The organism is Clostridium autoethanogenum DSM 10061 (assembly GCF_001484725.1).
Taxonomy (GTDB): Bacteria; Bacillota; Clostridia; order Clostridiales; family Clostridiaceae; genus Clostridium_B; species Clostridium_B ljungdahlii.
Genome location: NZ_CP012395.1, coordinates 2,037,214 through 2,057,348, shown reverse-complemented (window position 1 = coordinate 2,057,348; position 20,135 = coordinate 2,037,214). Strand labels below are relative to the sequence as shown.

18 protein-coding genes are annotated in these 20,135 nt (G+C 31.6%); all 18 read left to right on the top strand.

Annotated features, from left to right (window positions below):
- Positions 1-21: 21 nt before the first annotated feature.
- The 18 genes from CLAU_RS09205 (at position 22) to trxA (ending at position 20,039) form a co-directional block, all read left to right on the top strand.
- The gene (locus CLAU_RS09205; RefSeq protein WP_013240656.1) at positions 22-1,764 is read left to right on the top strand and encodes a sigma-54 interaction domain-containing protein; all 1,743 of its coding nucleotides are present in this window, start codon (positions 22-24) and stop codon (positions 1,762-1,764) included.
- A gap of 26 nt (positions 1,765-1,790) precedes the next feature.
- The gene (locus tag CLAU_RS09200) at positions 1,791-3,203 is read left to right on the top strand and encodes an amino acid permease (protein WP_013240655.1); all 1,413 of its coding nucleotides are present in this window, start codon (positions 1,791-1,793) and stop codon (positions 3,201-3,203) included.
- Positions 3,204-3,600: 397 nt separating this feature from the next.
- On the top strand, positions 3,601-4,578 hold the full coding sequence (locus tag CLAU_RS09195; RefSeq protein WP_013240654.1) for a GntR family transcriptional regulator: 978 nt from the start codon (positions 3,601-3,603) through the stop codon (positions 4,576-4,578).
- A 131-nt stretch (positions 4,579-4,709) separates the two neighbouring features.
- Positions 4,710-5,114: a methylaspartate mutase subunit S gene (gene glmS / locus CLAU_RS09190; protein WP_013240653.1), complete on the top strand. Its 405-nt coding sequence runs from the start codon at positions 4,710-4,712 to the stop codon at positions 5,112-5,114.
- 49 nt (positions 5,115-5,163) lie between these two features.
- A complete protein-coding gene (gene glmL, locus CLAU_RS09185) occupies positions 5,164-6,576 on the top strand; it encodes a methylaspartate mutase accessory protein GlmL (RefSeq protein ID WP_013240652.1) in 1,413 nt (470 codons plus the stop codon).
- Between the two features lie 21 nt (positions 6,577-6,597).
- The gene (locus tag CLAU_RS09180) at positions 6,598-8,055 is read left to right on the top strand and encodes a methylaspartate mutase subunit E (RefSeq protein WP_013240651.1); all 1,458 of its coding nucleotides are present in this window, start codon (positions 6,598-6,600) and stop codon (positions 8,053-8,055) included.
- Between the two features lie 35 nt (positions 8,056-8,090).
- Positions 8,091-9,332 carry a methylaspartate ammonia-lyase gene (locus CLAU_RS09175; RefSeq protein WP_013240650.1) on the top strand — a complete coding sequence of 414 codons (1,242 nt, stop codon included), beginning with the start codon at positions 8,091-8,093 and terminating at the stop codon, positions 9,330-9,332.
- A 200-nt stretch (positions 9,333-9,532) separates the two neighbouring features.
- The gene (locus CLAU_RS09170) at positions 9,533-10,375 is read left to right on the top strand and encodes a fumarate hydratase (protein WP_013240649.1); all 843 of its coding nucleotides are present in this window, start codon (positions 9,533-9,535) and stop codon (positions 10,373-10,375) included.
- 63 nt (positions 10,376-10,438) lie between these two features.
- A complete protein-coding gene (locus CLAU_RS09165) occupies positions 10,439-11,005 on the top strand; it encodes a Fe-S-containing hydro-lyase (protein WP_013240648.1) in 567 nt (188 codons plus the stop codon).
- Positions 11,006-11,095: 90 nt separating this feature from the next.
- Positions 11,096-11,359 (top strand): citrate lyase acyl carrier protein, encoded by a 264-nt coding sequence (gene citD / locus CLAU_RS09160; RefSeq protein WP_013240647.1) that lies wholly within the window; start codon positions 11,096-11,098, stop codon positions 11,357-11,359.
- Positions 11,360-11,372: 13 nt separating this feature from the next.
- On the top strand, positions 11,373-12,245 hold the full coding sequence (locus CLAU_RS09155; protein WP_013240646.1) for an HpcH/HpaI aldolase/citrate lyase family protein: 873 nt from the start codon (positions 11,373-11,375) through the stop codon (positions 12,243-12,245).
- A gap of 64 nt (positions 12,246-12,309) precedes the next feature.
- Entirely contained in the window at positions 12,310-13,851 is a 1,542-nt protein-coding gene (citF, locus tag CLAU_RS09150; protein WP_013240645.1) for a citrate lyase subunit alpha, read from the top strand.
- Between the two features lie 33 nt (positions 13,852-13,884).
- Positions 13,885-14,925 carry a [citrate (pro-3S)-lyase] ligase gene (gene citC, locus CLAU_RS09145; RefSeq protein WP_013240644.1) on the top strand — a complete coding sequence of 347 codons (1,041 nt, stop codon included), beginning with the start codon at positions 13,885-13,887 and terminating at the stop codon, positions 14,923-14,925.
- Between the two features lie 12 nt (positions 14,926-14,937).
- Positions 14,938-15,633 carry a tetratricopeptide repeat protein gene (locus tag CLAU_RS09140; protein ID WP_013240643.1) on the top strand — a complete coding sequence of 232 codons (696 nt, stop codon included), beginning with the start codon at positions 14,938-14,940 and terminating at the stop codon, positions 15,631-15,633.
- Between the two features lie 185 nt (positions 15,634-15,818).
- Positions 15,819-17,432: a phosphoenolpyruvate--protein phosphotransferase gene (gene ptsP, locus CLAU_RS09135; RefSeq protein ID WP_013240642.1), complete on the top strand. Its 1,614-nt coding sequence runs from the start codon at positions 15,819-15,821 to the stop codon at positions 17,430-17,432.
- A 195-nt stretch (positions 17,433-17,627) separates the two neighbouring features.
- Entirely contained in the window at positions 17,628-18,386 is a 759-nt protein-coding gene (locus tag CLAU_RS09130; protein WP_013240641.1) for a DUF4652 domain-containing protein, read from the top strand.
- A complete protein-coding gene (locus tag CLAU_RS09125) occupies positions 18,379-19,611 on the top strand; it encodes a tetratricopeptide repeat protein (RefSeq protein WP_013240640.1) in 1,233 nt (410 codons plus the stop codon). The genes CLAU_RS09130 and CLAU_RS09125 overlap by 8 nt, the downstream gene beginning before the upstream one ends.
- A gap of 110 nt (positions 19,612-19,721) precedes the next feature.
- Positions 19,722-20,039, top strand: a complete 318-nt coding sequence (trxA, locus tag CLAU_RS09120; protein ID WP_013240639.1) for a thioredoxin — start codon at positions 19,722-19,724, stop codon at positions 20,037-20,039.
- Positions 20,040-20,135 lie beyond the last annotated feature (96 nt).

Below are 20,135 nucleotides of genomic sequence, written 5' to 3'. Positions count from 1 at the left end.
TAGTCAGGATAGTGAAATAATATGTATAGTTCAATGTATGAGATAAGAGAATTTATACAAAATTTAATAGAGACAACGAGTTCAGTTATTGAATTTGATATCTATGTTGTAGACAGCCATTTAGTAAGAGTTGCAGCAAGCGGATTATTCAAAAAATCGATTGGTCAAGCTCTTCCTAAGGGATGTGCCAATGACTATGTTATTAAAAATGGTAAACCTCTAGTTATTGACAGCCCCAATGGAAGTGACATTTGTAAAACTTGCCCCATTAGTGCATATGGGAAGTGCTTTAATGAATATTCCATATATTATCCTATAAAAAATGATGTAAAGTGTATAGGAGCTATTACTATTTTATCTCTTACACCAAAGCTTAAAGAAAAACAAATTAAAATGAGAGATAAGCTGAGTATATTTGCTAAAAAATTAGGAGAAACCATTTTAATTAAAATAAAAGAAAAAGAGACAAAAGATAGGTTATTGACAGTTTTAAATTCTATAAGTGAGGGTGTTGTATTAACTGATTCTTCAGGGAATATACTTATTTATAACAGTGTTATGAAGGGAATGTTAAAAAATGAGAAAAATATTCAGAATATTTTCTCGGAAAATTATTTTGAATATGTTATGAAAGATGCAAAAGAATATGATAAGGAATTTGAGGTAGTTTTAAAATATCCAATTCCTAATAATAGAATGTTTTTAAGCGTAAAGTTTATTAATAACAGTAATGAAAAAATAGATATTCTCTTTGTATTTAAGAAAAAGAAAGAATTAGGAAATATAGCTTATAAACTTTTAGCAGATGCTTCACATTTGAATATAAACTTTGACAGCATAAAGGGAAATAGCAAACTTATCAATGAGGCTAAAAGCCTTGCTACAAAAGCTGCAGGATGTGAATCTAACATTTTAATTTTAGGTGAGAGTGGTACAGGAAAAGAAGTATTTGCTAGGGCAATTTGTAAGATGAGTAGAAGAAAAAATGAACCTTTTATAGCAATAAACTGTGCCGCTATACCTGAAAACCTTCTCGAAAGCGAACTCTTTGGATATGAAAAGGGTGCGTTTACAGGAGCTAATAAGGGAGGAAAACCGGGTAAATTTGAACTTGCCAATGGTGGAACCATTTTTCTTGATGAAGTTGGAGATTTGTCTTTGCATTTACAACCTAAATTACTTAGAGTTATTGAACGGGGTGAATTAGAAAGGGTTGGAGGTGTAAAATCAATAAGATTAGATGTAAGAATAATTGCAGCAACCAATAAAGACCTTGAAGAGATGATGAAAAATGGTGAATTTAGAGAAGATCTTTTCTACAGATTATGTGTAATACCGATAATGATACCACCTCTTAGAAAACGTCCTGAGGATATCATATTGTTAGCTGAATATTTCCTGGGGAAATATAACGAAAAATTTAAAAAAAATATTGTTAGTATATCAGAAGAAGTAAAAAAACATTTACTATTATATAATTGGCCGGGAAATGTAAGAGAATTAGAAAATGTTATCGAATACTCAGTTAATATGGCCAGTACTAATATATTGATGCCAGATTGTATTCCAGCAAAGCTTAACAATAATCTAAACAGTAATAAAGAAAATAATCAGTTTAGTAGTTTGAAACTAATGAGAAAAAATTCTATTAAAGAGTTATTACTTAAATATGGTAATACCTTTTTAGCAAAACAAAAGATTGCAAAAGAGTTAGGAATAAGTGTGTCTACATTATATAGAGATATAAGAAGATATGACTTATAAATATAAAAATAAAGGGAGGATTTTACATGGGCAATGAAAATTCTGGTTTACATGAAGATCTCAATCGTGGATTGGAAGAAAGGCATATTCAGTTAATAGCACTGGGTGGTGCCATTGGAGTTGGACTATTTCTAGGATCTGCAAGTACTATTAATATGGCAGGGCCTTCAATTCTACTGGATTATGCCATAGGTGGAATGATTTTATTTTTTATCATGCGAGCACTTGGTGAAATGTCAGTGGAACAGCCGCTTGCAGGTTCTTTTAGTGCTTATGCTAATGAGTATATAGGACCACTTGCGGGTTATTTAACAGGATGGACTTATTGGTTGAATTGGATTTCATGTTGTATGGCAGAAATTACGGCTATTGGTATTTACATAAATTTTTGGTTTCCATCAGTTCCAAGGTGGGTATCTGCTTTTGTAGCACTTGCTTTAATGATAACTATAAACTTAATTAATGTAAAAGCTTATGGAGAATTTGAATTTTGGTTTGCAATTATAAAAGTTGTTGCTATTATTGCCATGATAATTTTAGGTTTAATTGTGGTATTTACTGGGATAGGAAATGGAGGAAAGATAGTAGGATTTAAAAATTTATGGAGTAATGGAGGATTTTTTCCCAATGGAATAAAAGGTTTACTAAAAGCACTTCCACTAGTTACTTTTGCTTTCTTCGCAACTGAACTTATAGGAATTACGGCAGGAGAAGCAAAAAATCCTGAAAAAACCATACCGTCAGCCATTAATAAGGTTTTTTGGAGAATTTGCATATTTTATATTGGATCATTAACAGTAATTATGTCACTTTATCCTTGGGATAAAATAGGAACAATGGGAAGTCCTTTTGTTTTAACATTTAATAAAATAGGAATTAAAGCTGCAGCTGGAATTATAAATTTTGTTGTACTTACTGCAGCACTATCTTCATGTAATAGTGGTATTTATACGACAGGACGTATGGTATACAATTTATCTCTTCAAGGTGGGGCACCTAAAATATTTAGCAAGCTTAGTAGTACAAAAGTACCTAAAAATGCAATATTAGGTTCTGCAGCATGTATGCTTATAGGTGTTATACTTAATTATTTTCTTCCAGCACGAGTATTTACATATATTGCATCTGTTGCAACTTTTGCAGGACTTTTTGCCTGGTTTATGATTGTACTTGGACAAATGAAATTTAGAAAGACTCTTACACATGAACAAATAAGAAAATTAAAATTTCCAGCTAAAGGGTATCCTTATGTAAGTTATATTAGTTTAGCATATCTAGTATTTGTATTTATAATGATGGCATTTAACCCAGATACTGTAATAGCAGTTGTGTTAGGACCTATTTGGATAGCAGGTTTAATTATCTGTTATTATGTATTTGGCATTAATAAAAATGTAACTAAAAAAAAGAATAGTGTTGTTAAGGAAAATCATAATTAAATAAAAAATTTAGCATATCTATATTGGAAAAAATTTTGTTCCCCAATATTTACAATAAAATAACCCTTATAGGGAGATAATTTTAAGAATTGCATAGGGATATGCAATTCTTAAAGGGGAATTGTTCAGATATCTTATTTTAGGATACATTTCTCAAAATTGGACTTTAAGGTTGGGCCAAGTAAAATTGGACTAATTAATGGTAGCCATCCTTGAATTTAGACTAATTGAAGAAGGAGTTTGTTTAGTCTCTAATCCTTTAAAAACACATTTTGAAAACAATTTCATAAGAATTTTCTGAAAATTGAAAGTTTACAAAAAGCTATTGATTTTAATCCTGCATTATGGTACCCTTTAGGTAAAGTAATGGATTAATCCATTAATCCAATAATTTGAGGTGATTGCCATAAACATTAAAATAAATAAAGATAGTGGAGTACCATTATATTTACAAGTAAAAAGCCAAATAATGGATTTAGTTAAAAGTAACCTCATTAAGGTAGGCGAAAAAATGCCTACAGAAAGAGAATTATCTGAAAAACTTAATGTAAGTAGAAATACTATAAGCACAGCTTATAATGAATTGGAACAGGATGGCGTTTTAAAATCTTACCAGGGACGAGGAACTTTTGTAGCAGAAGAAGCAAATCCTTGGAAAGTTCAAAATACAAAGGAAAAAATAACAAAGTTTATAGATCTTGCGTTTGAAGAAGCTATTGAATCGGGTATAGATCCAGATGTATTTTTAGAAATTGTCACTCAAAGAATAAGGGAAAAGAAAGAACTTATAAGTAAAATTAGTGCAGTATATGTGGAATGTAACATAGAGCAATCTAGAATGTTTAGTAAACAGCTTATGGAAAGCACAGACATGAATATAGTGCCTTTTACCCTTGATGACATAAGGAATATAAGCAGCGAGACTAGGGAGATTATAGAAAAAAGCCAAGTTATAATAGCAACTTTTAACCATGTGAATGAAGTAATTAAACTAACGGAAGGATTACACAAAGAAGTAATAGGTGTAGCCATAAATGTAGATTTGGCAACAATAGTTAAGATTGCTAGATATCCTAGTAATACTAAATTTGCTTTTGTATGTATTTCTAAGGAGTTTATGTTTAAAGCAAGAGGAGCACTTGAAAGAGCAGGGCTTGGGGATATTGATATTCAGTTTACTAATACTTTTAATGATCAGGAACTTGAAAGAGTTATAAATAATGTAGATATATTGATAGTTTCACCAGGAAGATATAAAGATGTTGAGTCACATAATGTGGACAAGAAGCATATAATGAGATTTTTATATAATCTGGATGATAATTCAATTAAAGATTTAAAATCGAAAATAGTTGAACTCAATCAAAATAATTAAACTAGAGTATGCAAATTGACATTTAATAAGATTGAAAATAAATAATATTATTTATTTTTTAATATATGATTAATATATGCTAATAAAGATTTTAATTAATTGGTATTTATGCAATTTGGAGGTGTTTTATAATGAAAACCATAGTTTTAGGGGTAATTGGATCTGATTGTCATGCAGTTGGAAATAAAATATTAGATCATGCCATTACAGAAGCTGGATTTAACGTAATAAATATAGGAGTTCTTTCACCACAAGAAGATTTTATAAATGCTGCAATTGAAACTAAAGCAGATGCTATTTTAGTATCATCACTTTATGGACATGGAGAAATGGACTGCAGGGGACTTAGAGAAAAATGTGATGAATCAGGTCTTAAAGGTATACTAATTTATGCAGGCGGAAATTTAGTAGTTGGAAAACAAAAGTGGGAAGATGTATATAATAAGTTTAAGAGTATGGGATTTGATAGAATATATCCACCAGGAACATTACCTGAAGTTACAATTAATGATTTGAAAAAAGATTTAAATGTATAAAAGTAATCTAATTATTGAATCCTCTTTATGAGAACAGAGGTGGTTAATTATGAAAGGATATTTGCTTATAGATTTTGGAAGTACCTATACAAAGTTGACAGCTGTAGATATAGAAAATGAAGTGATTTTAGGCACAGCTAAAGCTATAACTACAGTGGAAGATGACATAATGATAGGTTTTAACAAAGCCTATGCAGAATTACAAAGTAAATTAAAAGATAAAAAAGTTGATTTTGTAAAAAAACTAGCATGCTCGTCTGCTGCAGGTGGACTAAAAATGGTTGCTATAGGCCTTGTACCAGAGCTTACTGCTGAAGCTGCTAAAAGAGCAGCACTTGGTGCTGGAGCAAGAGTTATGCATGTTTATAGTTATGATTTGAGTTCAAAAGAAATGGAAGAGATAAAAAATTCAAAGCCAGACATGATACTTTTAGCCGGTGGAACAGATGGTGGAAATAAAGAGTGCATAATTGGCAATGCTAAATTGCTAGCTAAAAGTGGAATGGACATTCCTATAGTTGTAGCAGGAAATAAAGTAGCAGAAGATGAAATATCAAAAATATTAGAAGATGCAGGAATGTTTTATAAAGTAGCTGAAAATGTAATGCCTAAGCTAAATACTTTGAATGTTGAACCAGCTAGGGAAGAAATAAGAAAAATATTCATGGAAAAAATAGTTGAAGCCAAAGGTATGAAAAATGCTGAAAACTATATAAATGGCATCCTTATGCCTACACCAGCTGCTGTATTGAAAGCTGCTAAAACTTTGAGCCTTGGAAGTGATAAAGAAGAGGGTATAGGTGATTTAGTAGTAGTGGATATAGGTGGAGCTACTACGGATGTACATTCTTTGGCTGACGGAGAGCCTACAAAACCAGCAGTGACTTTAAGAGGATTACAGGAGCCTTTTGCAAAGAGAACTGTAGAAGGAGATCTGGGAATGAGATATTCCGCAGTGTCCTTGTGGGAAGCTGCCAGTACTAAACGGGTACTCAAATATTTAGATGATAAAAGCATAGATATAGAGGCTGGCTGTAAATATAGAAGTGAAAATATAAAAATGATTCCTGATAATGAAAGAGATATAAAATTTGATGAAGCAATGGCAAAGGTAGCTACGGAAATGGCTATGGAAAGACATGTTGGAGTTTTAACTAGTGTGTATACCCCTTGTGGAGTTGTATATTCTCAGATAGGAAAAGATCTTTTGAATACCAAATACCTCATAGGAACAGGTGGAGTATTGGTTCATAGTGAGAATCCTGAAGAAATATTAAAAGCGGGAATTTTTACTACAGAAGATCCTATGCATTTGAAGCCAAAGAATCCAGAGTATTTAATAGATAGAAGTTATATATTATCTGCTATGGGACTGCTTTCAGAAGAGTATCCGGATATAGCAGTTAGAATAATGAAAAAATATTTAGTTAACACTAAAAAAATATGTTGTATAACAAAATAGAAAATATAAGGGGGTAAAGATATGGAACTTAAAAATAAAAAATGGTCAGAAGAACAATTTTTTAAAGTTAGAGAAGAAGTTTTAAGTCAATGGCCAACAGGTAAGGAAGTTGATCTTAAGGAAGCAGTAGATTATTTAAAGAAATTGCCTGAGCATAAAAGCTTCCCTAAAAAGTTAATAAAGGCAAAAGAACAGGGAATTACTTTAGCTCAACCAAGAGCTGGAGTTGCACTTATAGATGATCATATTAAATTATTAAAACATTTACAAGATGAAGGAGGAGCTGATCTCCTTCCAACAACTATAGATAGTTATACGAGACAAAATAGATATGATGAATGTGAAGTAGGTATAAAAGAAAGTAAATCTCAGGGAAGGTCACTTTTAAATGGATTCCCAGGAGTAAATCACGGAGTCAAGGGATGCAGACAAGTAGTAGAAGCATTGGATTTACCAGTACAGGCTAGACATGGTACTCCAGATTCAAGACTTTTAGCAGAAATAATTCATGCAGGTGGATTTACTTCAAATGAAGGAGGATGTATATCCTATAATGTGCCTTATGCAAAGAATGTTTCAATAGCTAAGTCACTTGTAGATTGGCAGTATTGTGATAGATTAGTTGGGTTCTATGAAGAAAATGGAGTATCCATAAATAGAGAACCGTTTGGACCGCTTACAGGAACATTAGTACCACCAAGTACTTCAAATGCAGTAGCTATAATAGAGGGGTTACTTGCAGCAGAACAGGGTGTTAAGAATATAACTGTAGGATATGGTGAGTGTGGTAATGTAATTCAGGATGTAGCAGCTATGAAAGCATTAGAGCAGCAGATAGATGAATATTTGAAAAAGTACGGATACAATGATGTTTATATAACTACAGTATTTCATCAGTGGATGGGAGGATTCCCTGCAGATGAAGCAAAAGCTTTTGGAGTTATATCTACAGGAGCGGCTACAGCAGCCCTTGCAGGAGCAACAAAAGTTATAGTTAAGACACCTCATGAAGCTATAGGAATCCCTACCAAAGAAGCTAATGCAGCAGGAATAAAAGCTACAAAAATGGCTTTAAATATGTTAAGTGGACAGAGACTTCCTATGTCAAAAGATCTGGAAGATGAAATATCAGTAATTAAAGCAGAAGTAAAATGCATATTGGATAAAGTATTTGAACTTGGAAAGGGAGATTTAGCTGTAGGAACAGTAAAAGCATTTGAAACTGGAGTTATAGATGTACCATTTGCACCAAGTAAATATAATGCAGGCAAGATGATGCCAGCAAGAGATAATACAGGAGCAGTTAGATATTTGCACTTTGGAAATGTTCCTTTTAGTCAGGAATTAAAAGACTTTAATCAGAGAAAGTTACAGGAAAGAGGAAAATTTGAAAATAGAGAAGTAAGCTTTCAAATGACTATAGATGATATATTTGCAGTTGGACAGGGAGTACTTATAGGAAGACCAAAAGAAAAATAATTAAAAAACAGTTTAATTTTCAAGGAGGACTTAAAATGAAAATAGTTGACGTAATTTGCTCAGAAGGAAAAACAGGATTTTATTTTGATGATCAGAGAGCTATAAAAAAAGGAGCTAAACATAATGGATTTACTTATGTGGGCGAACCTGTAACAGATGGATTTGCTAAAGTTAGACAGGCAGGAGAAGCTATATCCGTAATGCTAGTACTAGAAGATGGACAGGTAGCTTATGGTGATTGTGCTGCTGTTCAATATTCAGGTGCAGGTGGAAGAGATCCATTATTTTTAGCTAAAGATTTTATACCAGTTATAGAAAAGGAAATAGCTCCCAAATTAATAGGAAGAGAATTAAACGAGTTTAAGTCATTAGCAGAAGAATTTGATAGTATGAAGGTAAATGGTAAGAGACTTCATACAGCTATAAGATATGGTATAACACAAGCTATATTAGATGCTGTAGCAAAATCAAAGAAAATAACAATGGCAGAAGTTATAAGAAATGAATATAATCCAAAAGGTGAAATAAAGAGAGTTCCAATATTTACACAATCCGGTGATGATAGATATGATAATGTAGACAAGATGATAATAAAAGGTGCAGATGTTATGCCACATGCCCTTATAAACAATGTAGAAGAAAAACTTGGAATGCATGGAGAAAAACTTTTAGAATATGTTAAGTGGCTTAGAAATAGAGTAATAGAACTTAGAACTTCTAAAGATTACAGCCCAATATTCCACATTGATGTATATGGAACTATAGGTATTGCCTTTAAATATGATACAAAAGCTATGGCTGACTATATAGCTTCACTTGCAGAAGCAGCAAATCCATTCCATTTGAGAATTGAAGGACCAATGGATGTAGAAGATAGACAAAAACAGATGGAAGCTCTAAGGGATTTGAGAGCAGAGATAGATAGTAGAAAAATAGATGCAGAATTAGTAGCAGATGAATGGTGTAATACAGTAGATGATGTTAAATTCTTTACAGATAATAAAGCAGGTCATATGGTTCAAATAAAAACTCCGGATTTAGGTGGAGTTAACAATATAGCTGATGCTATCATGTATTGTAAAGATCATGATATGGGAGCTTATTGTGGAGGAACTTGTAATGAAACAAACAGATCCGCAGAAGTTACAACTAACATAGGAATGGCTTGCGGTGCAAAACAAGTTCTTGCAAAACCAGGTATGGGTGTAGATGAAGGATATATGATAGTTAATAATGAAATGAATAGAGTAGTTGCATTAGTAAATAGAAGAAAATAGAAAATATATGAAAAGGCGGTTTTTTAAACTGCCTTTTCATATATACTTTATTGGACCTAAAATATGTTTTATTAACTTTTAGATATATTTTAGTAATTAAAAATTAGTATACGTAAAACGAGTTGATTTTTTGCTTTAAAACCTTATATAATGAGCTTGTTATACATTAAAAATACAATTAAGGAGAATGGTGTTAAATTATGAGAGAAGTAGATGTATCCACTATAACTAAAGCTGTTAGAAATCTCTGTATAGATGCCAATTATTATCTTTCGGAGGATGTTAAGAAAAAGATAAAAGAATGTGAAGAGGACGAAAAATGGCCTACTGCAAAAGACATTTTAGGTAAAATACTTGAAAATATAGATATATCTAAAAATGAAGATGTGCCTATGTGTCAAGATACAGGAATGGCTTGTGTATTTATAACAATTGGCCAGGATGTTCATATAGTAGGAGGAAGTTTAGAAGACGCAATAAATAAGGGAGTAGGCCAGGGGTATGTAGAAGGGTATTTAAGAAAATCTGTAGTCTCTGATCCTATAAATAGAGTTAATACTAAGGACAATACTCCTGCAGTAATATATTATGAAATAGTTCCAGGAGATAAACTTAACATAAAAGTGGCTCCTAAAGGATTTGGATCAGAAAATATGAGTCAGATAAAAATGCTTAAACCAGCAGATGGTCTTAAGGGTGTTAAAGATTTTGTAATAAAAGTAGTAAAGGACGCAGGACCAAATCCATGTCCTCCTATGGTTGTAGGAGTAGGTATAGGAGGAACTTTTGACAAGGCTGCAAATCTTGCAAAGAAAGCTCTTGTAAGACCATTATCTGAAAGAAATAAAAATAAGTTTTATTCAGATTTAGAAAATGAACTTTTAGACAAAATAAATCTCCTTGGTATAGGACCTCAAGGACTAGGGGGAAAGACTACAGCTCTTGCAGTAAATATAGAAACTTATCCTACCCATATAGCAGGATTACCTGTAGCCGTAAATATAAATTGTCACGTTACAAGACATAAGGAAATAGAATTGTAATATTAAATTTCAAGTTGAAATTCAGAGAGGAGTTGAAAAGCCGTTTTATTTAACGGCATGTATATGGAAAAAAAGATAACTACTCCGTTAACGGAAGAAAAGGTTAAAACTTTAAAAGCAGGGGATAGTGTTTTAATATCAGGGACAATATATACTGCTAGAGATGCTGCTCATAAGAGATTAGTTGAATTATTAGATGAAGGTAAATCACTTCCTATAAATGTAAAAGATGAAATAATATATTACGCAGGACCAAGTCCTGCAAAACCAGGCCATGTAATAGGTTCAGCAGGACCAACAAGTAGTTATAGAATGGATCCATTTGCACCAAGACTGCTTGATATAGGTTTAAAGGGAATGATAGGAAAAGGCCTTCGTTCAAAAGAAGTTATAGAATCCATGAAGAAAAATAAAGCTGTTTACTTTGCTGCAATAGGCGGGGCTGCAGCACTTGTAGCAAAATCCATAAAGAAAGCAGAAGTAGTAGCTTATGAAGATTTGGATTCTGAAGCTATAAGAAAATTAGAAGTAAAAGACTTACCTGTAATTGTAGTAATAGATTCAGAGGGCAATAATTTATATGAATCAGGACGAAAAGAGTACTTGGACTCTGTGGACCAGTCTAAGTAGGATTCATTGATAGATTTTAGAAGCAAACAATTGATGTGGATTATGTTGCAATTATGCAGGATAATCCATATTTTAAGGAGGTAGCATTTTATGAAAATAAATAAACCAGCAAAGGCAGGCACTCTTGAGTCAAATGATATACTCATTATGGTAATGCCAAATGACAAGGATGGTATAGAACTTGAACTTGAGAGTGTAGTTATGAAACAATTTGGAAAACAAATAAAAAAGACCATATTAGATAAAGTAAATGAACTGGGAGTAAAAAGTGCAGTGATAAAAGCTCAGGACAAGGGAGCACTGGACTATACTATTAAAGCAAGAGTTGAAACAGCTTTGAGAAGAGCATTATAGAGAGGTGATTGTAATGAAAAAATTGAGAAGAACAATGCTTTTTATGCCAGGAAACAATCCAGGTATGCTTCAAAATGCACCTATACTTGGAGCAGATTCTGTCATACTTGATTTGGAAGATGCAGTAAGTCTTACAGAAAAAGATAGTGCAAGATTGCTTGTAAAAGAAGCCATTTGCAATGTAGATTATTCTAAGGTAGAACTTGTAGTTAGGGTAAATCCTTTAGATACAGAATATGGACCAAAGGATATAGATACTATAGCTAGAGTTAAACCTGATTCGCTAATGATTCCAAAGGCAACTGAAAAACAATTAGAAGAAATAGATAAAATATTAACTGGCATAGAGGAAGAAGAATCATTTGAAAAAGGTTCAATAAAATTAATACCTATAGTTGAAACTGCTTATGGACTTGAAAACGTATATAACATAATAAACTCATCAAAAAGAGTGGCAGCTGTACTCTTAGGAGCAGAGGATTTGACTTCTGATTTTGGAATAAAGAGAACAAAGGAAGGTCAGGAAATATTCTACGCAAGAAATAGAGTTTCTACAGCTTGTAGGGCAGCTAGGGTAGATGCTATAGATACACCATTTACAGATACAAATGATTATGAAGGATTGAAAAAAGATACAACAACAGCGAAAAAGTTAGGATTTACAGGAAAGGCAGCTATAAATCCAAGGCAAATTGACAGTATACATGAAGTATTTGCACCTGCAAAAGAAGAAATAGACCATGCTGTTAGAGTGCTAAAAGCAAGAGATGAAGCACAACAAAAAGGACTTGGAGTATTTTCGTTAGATGGGAAAATGGTAGATGCCCCAGTAATAAGCAGAGCAGTAACTACTGTAGAACTAGCAAAATTACTTGGATTTATCTGATGCCAAAAATTCTGTTTATTTAATTAGATAAATTGAGAATAATAAGTAGAAATGAGGGATTACAGTGAAAAATTCAGTTGGAAGAGAAATTCCTGATTACATAGAAGGTTATGGCAAGGTAAAGCCTTTTGAAGGTGCCTTTGCAAACTATGGATTAAGAGAAAAGGCAGGAGTAAAAATAAAAAGTGTAAAACCTGGAGAAGATAAGGTATTAAATAGTATAGATGAAGTACTTGATAAGATAGAATTAAAGGATGGGATGACTGTGTCATTTCACCACCATTTGAGAAATGGAGATTTTGTACTTAACAATGTAATATATGCACTTGCCAAAAGAGGAATAAAGGATATAACTGTAGCAGCAAGTAGTATATTTCCAATACATGAACCGCTGGTAGAGCATATGAAAAATGGAGTAGTTACCCAGATTATAGCGGATTATATATCAGGGCCAGTAGCAGAAGCAATATCAAAAGGGTATTCAAAGAAACCTTCAATCATGATGACTCATGGTGGAAGACCAAGGGCAATTGAAAGTGGTGATCTTCATATAGATGTGGCATTTATTGGTGCACCTACAGCAGATACCTATGGAAATATAAATGGAGTATATGGAAAATCTGCTTGTGGATCTCTCGGATATGCAATAGCAGATGCCCAGTATGCAGATACAGTTGTAGCAGTTACAGATAACTTAGTACCTTATCCTGCATGTCCAATAGAAATAAGTCAGGAATATGTAGATTATGTAGTAAAAATGGATTCCATAGGGAACCCTGAAGGAATAGTATCAGGAACTACCAGGATAACAAAAGATCCTGTAGGACTTAAAATAGCAAAGATGGCTTCAAAGGTAATAGAAGCATCAGGACTTGTAAAAGAAGGAATGTCTTTTCAGACAGGAGCAGGAGGAACTTCTCTTGCAGTAGCTATGGAATTGAAAGATATAATGAAGAAAAAAGAAGTTACAGGCAGTTTTGCAGCAGGAGGAATAACAGGATATATAGTTGATATGCTTCAAGAAGGACTGTTTAGAAACATTTTTGATGTACAGTGTTTTGACTTAAAAGCAGTGGAATCTTATAGAGACAATCCAAAACACCAGACAATGTCAGGTTCTATGTATGGAAACCCACATAACAGAGGCTCAGTAGTAAATAATCTAGATGTGATGATACTAGGAGCTACAGAAATAGATACAGATTTTAATGTAAATGTAACAACAGGATCAGATGGTATGATAATGGGTGGTTCAGGTGGACACAGCGATACTGCAGCAGGAGCAAAGCTTGCCATAGTTGTTACAAATCTTATAAAAGGTAGACTACCAATAATAAAGGACAAGGTAACTACAGTAACCACACCAGGAGAAAGTATAGATGTAGTTGTAACAGATAGAGGAATAGCAGTAAATCCAAAAAGAGAAGATTTAATAGAAAAATTAAAGAAAGCTAATTTGCCAGTTATGACTATAGAAGAATTAAAGGAAACAGCTGAGAAGATGACAGGAAAACCAGAGGCTATAAAAACTTCTGATGAAATAGTAGCAGTAGTTGAGTATAGAGATGGAACTGTAATTGATGTAGTTAGAAAAGTTATATCTTAATTTTACAAAAAGATGGGAAGGAAGGATGAAGTTATGTACGATTTATCCCTTGAAAGTATAGATTTGAGTTCGGAGCAGGAAAAAGATGAGGTAATTTGTTTTTTACAAAAGTTTGATTTAACACTGGACGAAGATGTAGACTACACTGTAGTACTTAGAGACAATAATAGAAGCATAAAGGCAACTTGTTCTAAGGCAGGCAACATATTCAAATGTTTTGCAGTGTCAGAAGACATGAGAGGGGAAAATTTAACTTCATCACTTATATCCCATTTAATTGACAAGAGTTTTAATGAAGGAATATTTCATAATTTTATATTTACAAAACCAGATAGAATCAATGTGTTTACTTCTTTGAACTTTAAACTTTTATATAGAGCAGAAAAAGCTGCCCTTTTAGAGTATGGTATATATAATATAGATAAATTTTTAGATAGTATAAGTGAAAAATATTCTATAGACAATAATATAGAAAGTACTGCTTTAGTGATGAATTGCAATCCTTTTACAAAAGGACACAGGTATTTGGTAGAAGAAGCTGCAAAAAACTGTAATCAAGTTTTATTGTTTTTGGTGGAGGAGGATAGATCTGACTTCCCATTTTCTGATAGATATACTATGGTGAAAACAGGAACACAAGATTTAAAAAATGTTAAAGTAATTCCAGCAGGAGAATACATTATATCTCAAGCTACATTCCCCAATTATTTCATAAAAAAAACAGATGAAAGATTACAGGCTTATGAAGAAATAGACAGCGGCATATTTGGGAAGTATATTTGTAAGAGGTTTAATATAAAAAAAAGATTTGTAGGAAAGGAACCTTATTGTGATGTTACTAGCACTTATAATGAAACCTTGAAAAAAATTATGCCTATCTATAATGTAGAGGTTGTAGAAATTGAAAGAGAAAAGTATAATGAAGAATATATAAGTGCTTCCAAGGTAAGGAAGCTTTTATGTGCAGGTAGAATGGATGTAATAGAGAAAATTGTTCCACAATCTACCTGGCAATTTTTAAATTCTGATAGAGGAAGAGACATTGTAAAGAATAAACTTCATAAGGCTTTTTAGGGGGAGAAATAGATGGCTTTTAAAAATAGAAAAAGAATGGGCTCCAGATTATTCGGGAAATTTTCTTTAAAGACTAAAGTGATAATATTTTGTGTTCTTTGTATATTTTCCATAGCACTTATAGGAAAAGACATCTATATGAATAAAAAAAATGAAAACGTTATACAAAAATCTAATAATAATGTAGAAAAAAATTCAGTTATAAAACCTGCAGATGGAAAAAAGGATGAAGAGAAAAAATATGATGAAGCACAAAAGCTTTTTAGCAATAAAAAGTACTCTGATGCTATTGCTAAAGCGGATGAAATTATAAATGAGGATAAGGAATTTTATAAAGCTTATAATATAAAGGGTATAGCATTATGTTACAGTAATAACTATGAAGAAGGTATGAAAAATATAGATAAAGCACTTGAAATTAACCCTAATTTTGGATATGCCAGGTTCAATAAAGCTCTGGCTTATGAACTTTATGCCAAATACGATGATGCACTTAATTGGTATGATAAAGATTTGGAGATAGAAAATTATATTTGGAGTTATTATGGAAAGGCTAGCATATATGGAAGACGTGGAGATGTTGAAAATACAGTTAAATTTTTAAAAATAGCCGTAAATATGTCACCAGATATTAAATCTATTGCTAGAGAAGAGAAAGATTTTGATCCTGTAAAAGATTCAAGTCAATTTCAGGATTTAATTAAATAGATACTATTTATGCATAACTTAGACAGTTATTTTCTAAATTGTAATATTTTATATTAAAATGATTAATTTACAGTACATATATTTAAAAATTTTTGAATATGAGATATAATTATGTAAAAAATAAATATTTATAGCAACATTTATATATAACTTTGTATAAATATACGATTTTAGGAGGAAAATAAATGAAAAAAGGTATATCGGCTTCTAAAGGTTATGCAATAGGAAAAGTAGTTGTAAAAATGAAAACTGAAATAAGTATAGAAAAAAGGCATATAGATGATGTGATACAGGAAAAAGAAAGGTTTCAAAAAGCCCTTGAATTATCAAAAAGTCAATTGGAGAAAATTAAGGCAAAAGCTGAAAAAGAAGTAGGTAAAGATAAGGCAGAAGTATTTGAAAGTCATATTATGCTTTTAGATGATGTAGAATTTGCAGGTGCAGTAACAGTAAAGATAGTAAATGATCATGTGAATGCAGAAAGTGCACTTTATGATATAGTAGATTTATATATGAAAACCTTTCAGGCTATGGAAGACGAGTATATGAGAGAACGTGGAGCAGATATAAAGGATGTAGGTAGTAGAATACTTGCAAACCTTACAGGAAATAACTCTTCCATAATTGACATGGAAAATAATACGGTAGTTGTAGCTCATGACTTAACTCCTTCAGATACAGCACAGCTGGATAAGAGTAAAGTAATAGCCTTTGTTACAGACATTGGAGGAAGAACTTCTCACAGTGCAATTATGGCTAGAACCCTTGAAATACCAGCAGTAGTTGGCCTAAACGATATAACAGATTCAGTTAAAGATGGAGACCTTATTATAGTAGATGGAGTAGAAGGTGAAGTTATAATAAACCCGGATAAAAATACTTTAAATACTTATAAGATAAAAAAAGAAAATTATAATAAAGAAAGAGAGAAACTTAAAGCTTTAATAGATGTAGAAACATTTACAAAGTATGGAAACAGAGTAGAGGTTTTTGGAAACATAGGTAAGCCAGAAGATGTAGATCAGGTTCTAAAAAATGGGGGAGAGGGTATAGGACTTTTTAGAACCGAATTTTTATATATGGATAGGGATAGTATGCCTGGAGAAGAGGAACAATTTAATGCTTATAAAACTGTAGTGGAGAAAATGGGTAAAAGACCTGTAATTATAAGAACATTAGATATAGGAGGAGATAAAAAGCTTTCCTATTTACCTGTACCGGAGGAAATGAATCCTTTCTTAGGGTATAGGGCTATAAGGCTTTGTTTGGATAGAACGGATATATTTAAAGTCCAGCTAAGAGCTCTTTTGAGAGCATCTGTTTTCGGAAATTTAAGAATAATGTTTCCAATGATAAGTTCTTTGGAAGAATTTTTAAAGGCCAAGGAAATATTGAAAGAGTGTATGGATGAACTTACTAAAGAGGGAAAGAGTTTTAATAAAGATTTACAAACAGGAATAATGGTAGAAATACCTGCAGCCGCAGTAAATTCAGATGAACTTGCAAAGTATGTGGACTTTTTCAGTATTGGAACTAATGATTTAATACAATATACTTTAGCAGCAGATAGGATGAATGAAAAAGTAGCTTATATTTACAATCCAATGCATCCAGCAGTTTTGAAACTTATAAAGATGACCATAGAAGCTGCACATAAACAGGGAAAAATATGTGGAATGTGTGGAGAAATGGCTGGAGATGAAAATGCTGTTGAAACTTTAGTAGAATATGGATTAGATGAATTCTCTATGAGTGCTTCCTCTATATTAAAGGCAAAAGAACTTATAATGAAAAAGTAACATTAAAAACTACTGGTAGAATAGCATACCAGTAGTTTTTAGCATAGAATTATTATGGTATAATTTAATTAAATATTAAGTTAGTATGATAAAAAATAGGCTAACGTACTGATTGATTATTAATTTGAAAATGCCTAAGACTGCATAGCCCCAAAAATAACAATATAATTTTATACAAGGAGGAATATATTATACATGAAAAATAATAGATTGAGTTTTATAATGTGTTCATTATTAGTTATTTTTACTTTAGGACTTACAGCCTGTTTTGGCAGCAAAGGCAATTCTACTTCCACTCAAAGCAGCGGTAGTACTAATAGTAAAAAAATAGACTCAAGCAATGCAAATAATAATAAAGAAACTCAAAAGCCAAAGGAGAAAATGAAAACTTCTTCTACTGCTGTTAAAAGTTCAAGTGAAATAAAATTTATAAAGCAAGAAATGAATAATAATTCTACAGTTAGTTTTAACACTACCTGGAAAAGTAACAAAAATGGAACTTATAATGCCTGTATAGAAGGAAAAGGCAGTGAAGCATTAGAAGAGGGTACAGGGAAAATAATCATAAAAGGTTCTCAGAAAGTTTATAGCTTTCAAATTGAAAACAACACTAAATTATCTCCGAAATACTTGGAATGGGCTGATGATAAAAATTTATTGGTGGTTATAGGATATTCAAATGGATCCATTTCAAAAGGTGGAGATCTTTATATGCTAAATGTAGATACAGGGGATAATGAAATATTAATAAAGATGCCAAGTAAAAAACAACAGATAGTGTCTGCAGAGAAAAATGGAGATATTGTAAATTTAAAAGTCAATGTATATGATGATGATGTGTATAATAAATGTCATGTAGAAAATTGGACTATAAATTCTTTTAGCACAAATTTAAATAATAAGATGGAAGTTAAAAATTCTAATGGGAAAGTGGTATATACGATAAATGGATAAGTCTCAGAAAATATACAATAAAGCTCTAAAAAAATATAATGATGGGTATATAGATAAAGCAATAGAACTTTGTGAAGAAAGTATATCTTTAAATATAAAAAATAGGGCATCTATTAATCTTAAGGGACTTTTATTTTATCTTAAGGGTGATTTAGATAAAGCTCAAAAACTTTGGAAGATGAACCATCAAGTTAATGGAGATGGGGTTTCAGAAAAATATCTCGGTTCTTTAAAGGAAGATGATGTTCGATTCAGTTTGTATGTAAAGGCTTTAAGGTTAATTAGAGAATTAAAAATAAATGAAGCACTTAAGTTACTGGAACAATGTGCTGAAAGCGATTTTAATTATATTAAAGTAAATAATTACAGTGCCCTTTGTTATATAAAAAAGGGAGAGTATAAAAGTGCATTGGAAAAATTAAATAATGTATTAAGAGTTGATGTAAACAATGATGAAGCTAAAAAGACCATGAAGATGCTTGAAGATTTAAATGTAGTAAAGAAAAAGTTCCCACTTAAAAAGGTAGCTTGCATTTCAGCAGGTGTAATATGTTCGGTAGTTTTAATTGTATTAATTTTTAATGGTATTAAAAATAAAAGTTTGCTTAATAAAAATTTTGCAAAGATAAAAACTTCTACTATTAAAAATAGTGGACAAAAGGCTTCAGGTGTAAGTAATAAGGCTAAACCGAAAGTCGAAACCACTAAAGAAGTTTTCCCACAGGAAAAGTTTAAAGGTTATATACAAAATAAAGATTATGATTCTATATATATAGAGGTTAAAAAGTGGAAAGATAAACAATTAAGTACTGATGAAGGAGCACTTCTTTCAGAAGGTTCAAATCTCTTAAAGCAAGACGGATCTGCCTATTTTTATAAGTTAGGAACCAATTATTTAAATAGTAAAGATTATAATAATGCCAAAGCTTATCTGACAAAAGCTTATGAGTTTGGAAGTGAAAATTATCTTTATGCGGACATAATATATATGCTTGCCACAACCTTAGATTCCTCAGGAGATACAAAAAATGCTATAAATTATTATATCCAATATGATAAAGGCTTCTCTGATGGAGATTATGAAGAAACTGTACTGTACAGACTTGCCGTTATATATAAAGATACGGATAAGTCACAAGCAAAAAAATATGCTCAAAGCTTGGTAGATAAATATCCTAATTCAATTTACAATAATTCTATAATAAGTAATTTGATAAATGACTAAAATTTTTATTTTTCATTAAATTTATAGACTAAAAACGTTGACCTAGTAGATAATATATTATAAAATATAATTAAAGATAATACCCCTACGGGGTATAAGGAGGGCAAATAATGGTAGAGGAAATAAAAGATCAAGATTTTTCACAATCAATTGAAAATGCACCTACTCCTGTAGTTGTAGATTTCTGGGCTTCATGGTGTGGACCATGTAAAATGCTTTCTCCTATAATAGAAGAAGTTTCAGATGAGTTGGGGGAAAAGGCAAAATTCTTTAAGTTAAATGTAGATGAGAATCCTGTTACAGCAGCACAATTTAAAATTGCAAGTATTCCAACTGTAATGGTATTTAAAAACGGAAATATGGTAGATAAATTTGTTGGATTCAGACCAAAGGATGCAATAAAAGATGCTTTGAAAAAACATATATAGTTTAAATTATATTTATTTGTTAAAATGACAAATTGACAATTTAGTTGATTTGTCATTTTAACTATGAAATTAGAAAATAAAAATTGGAGGTGGTAG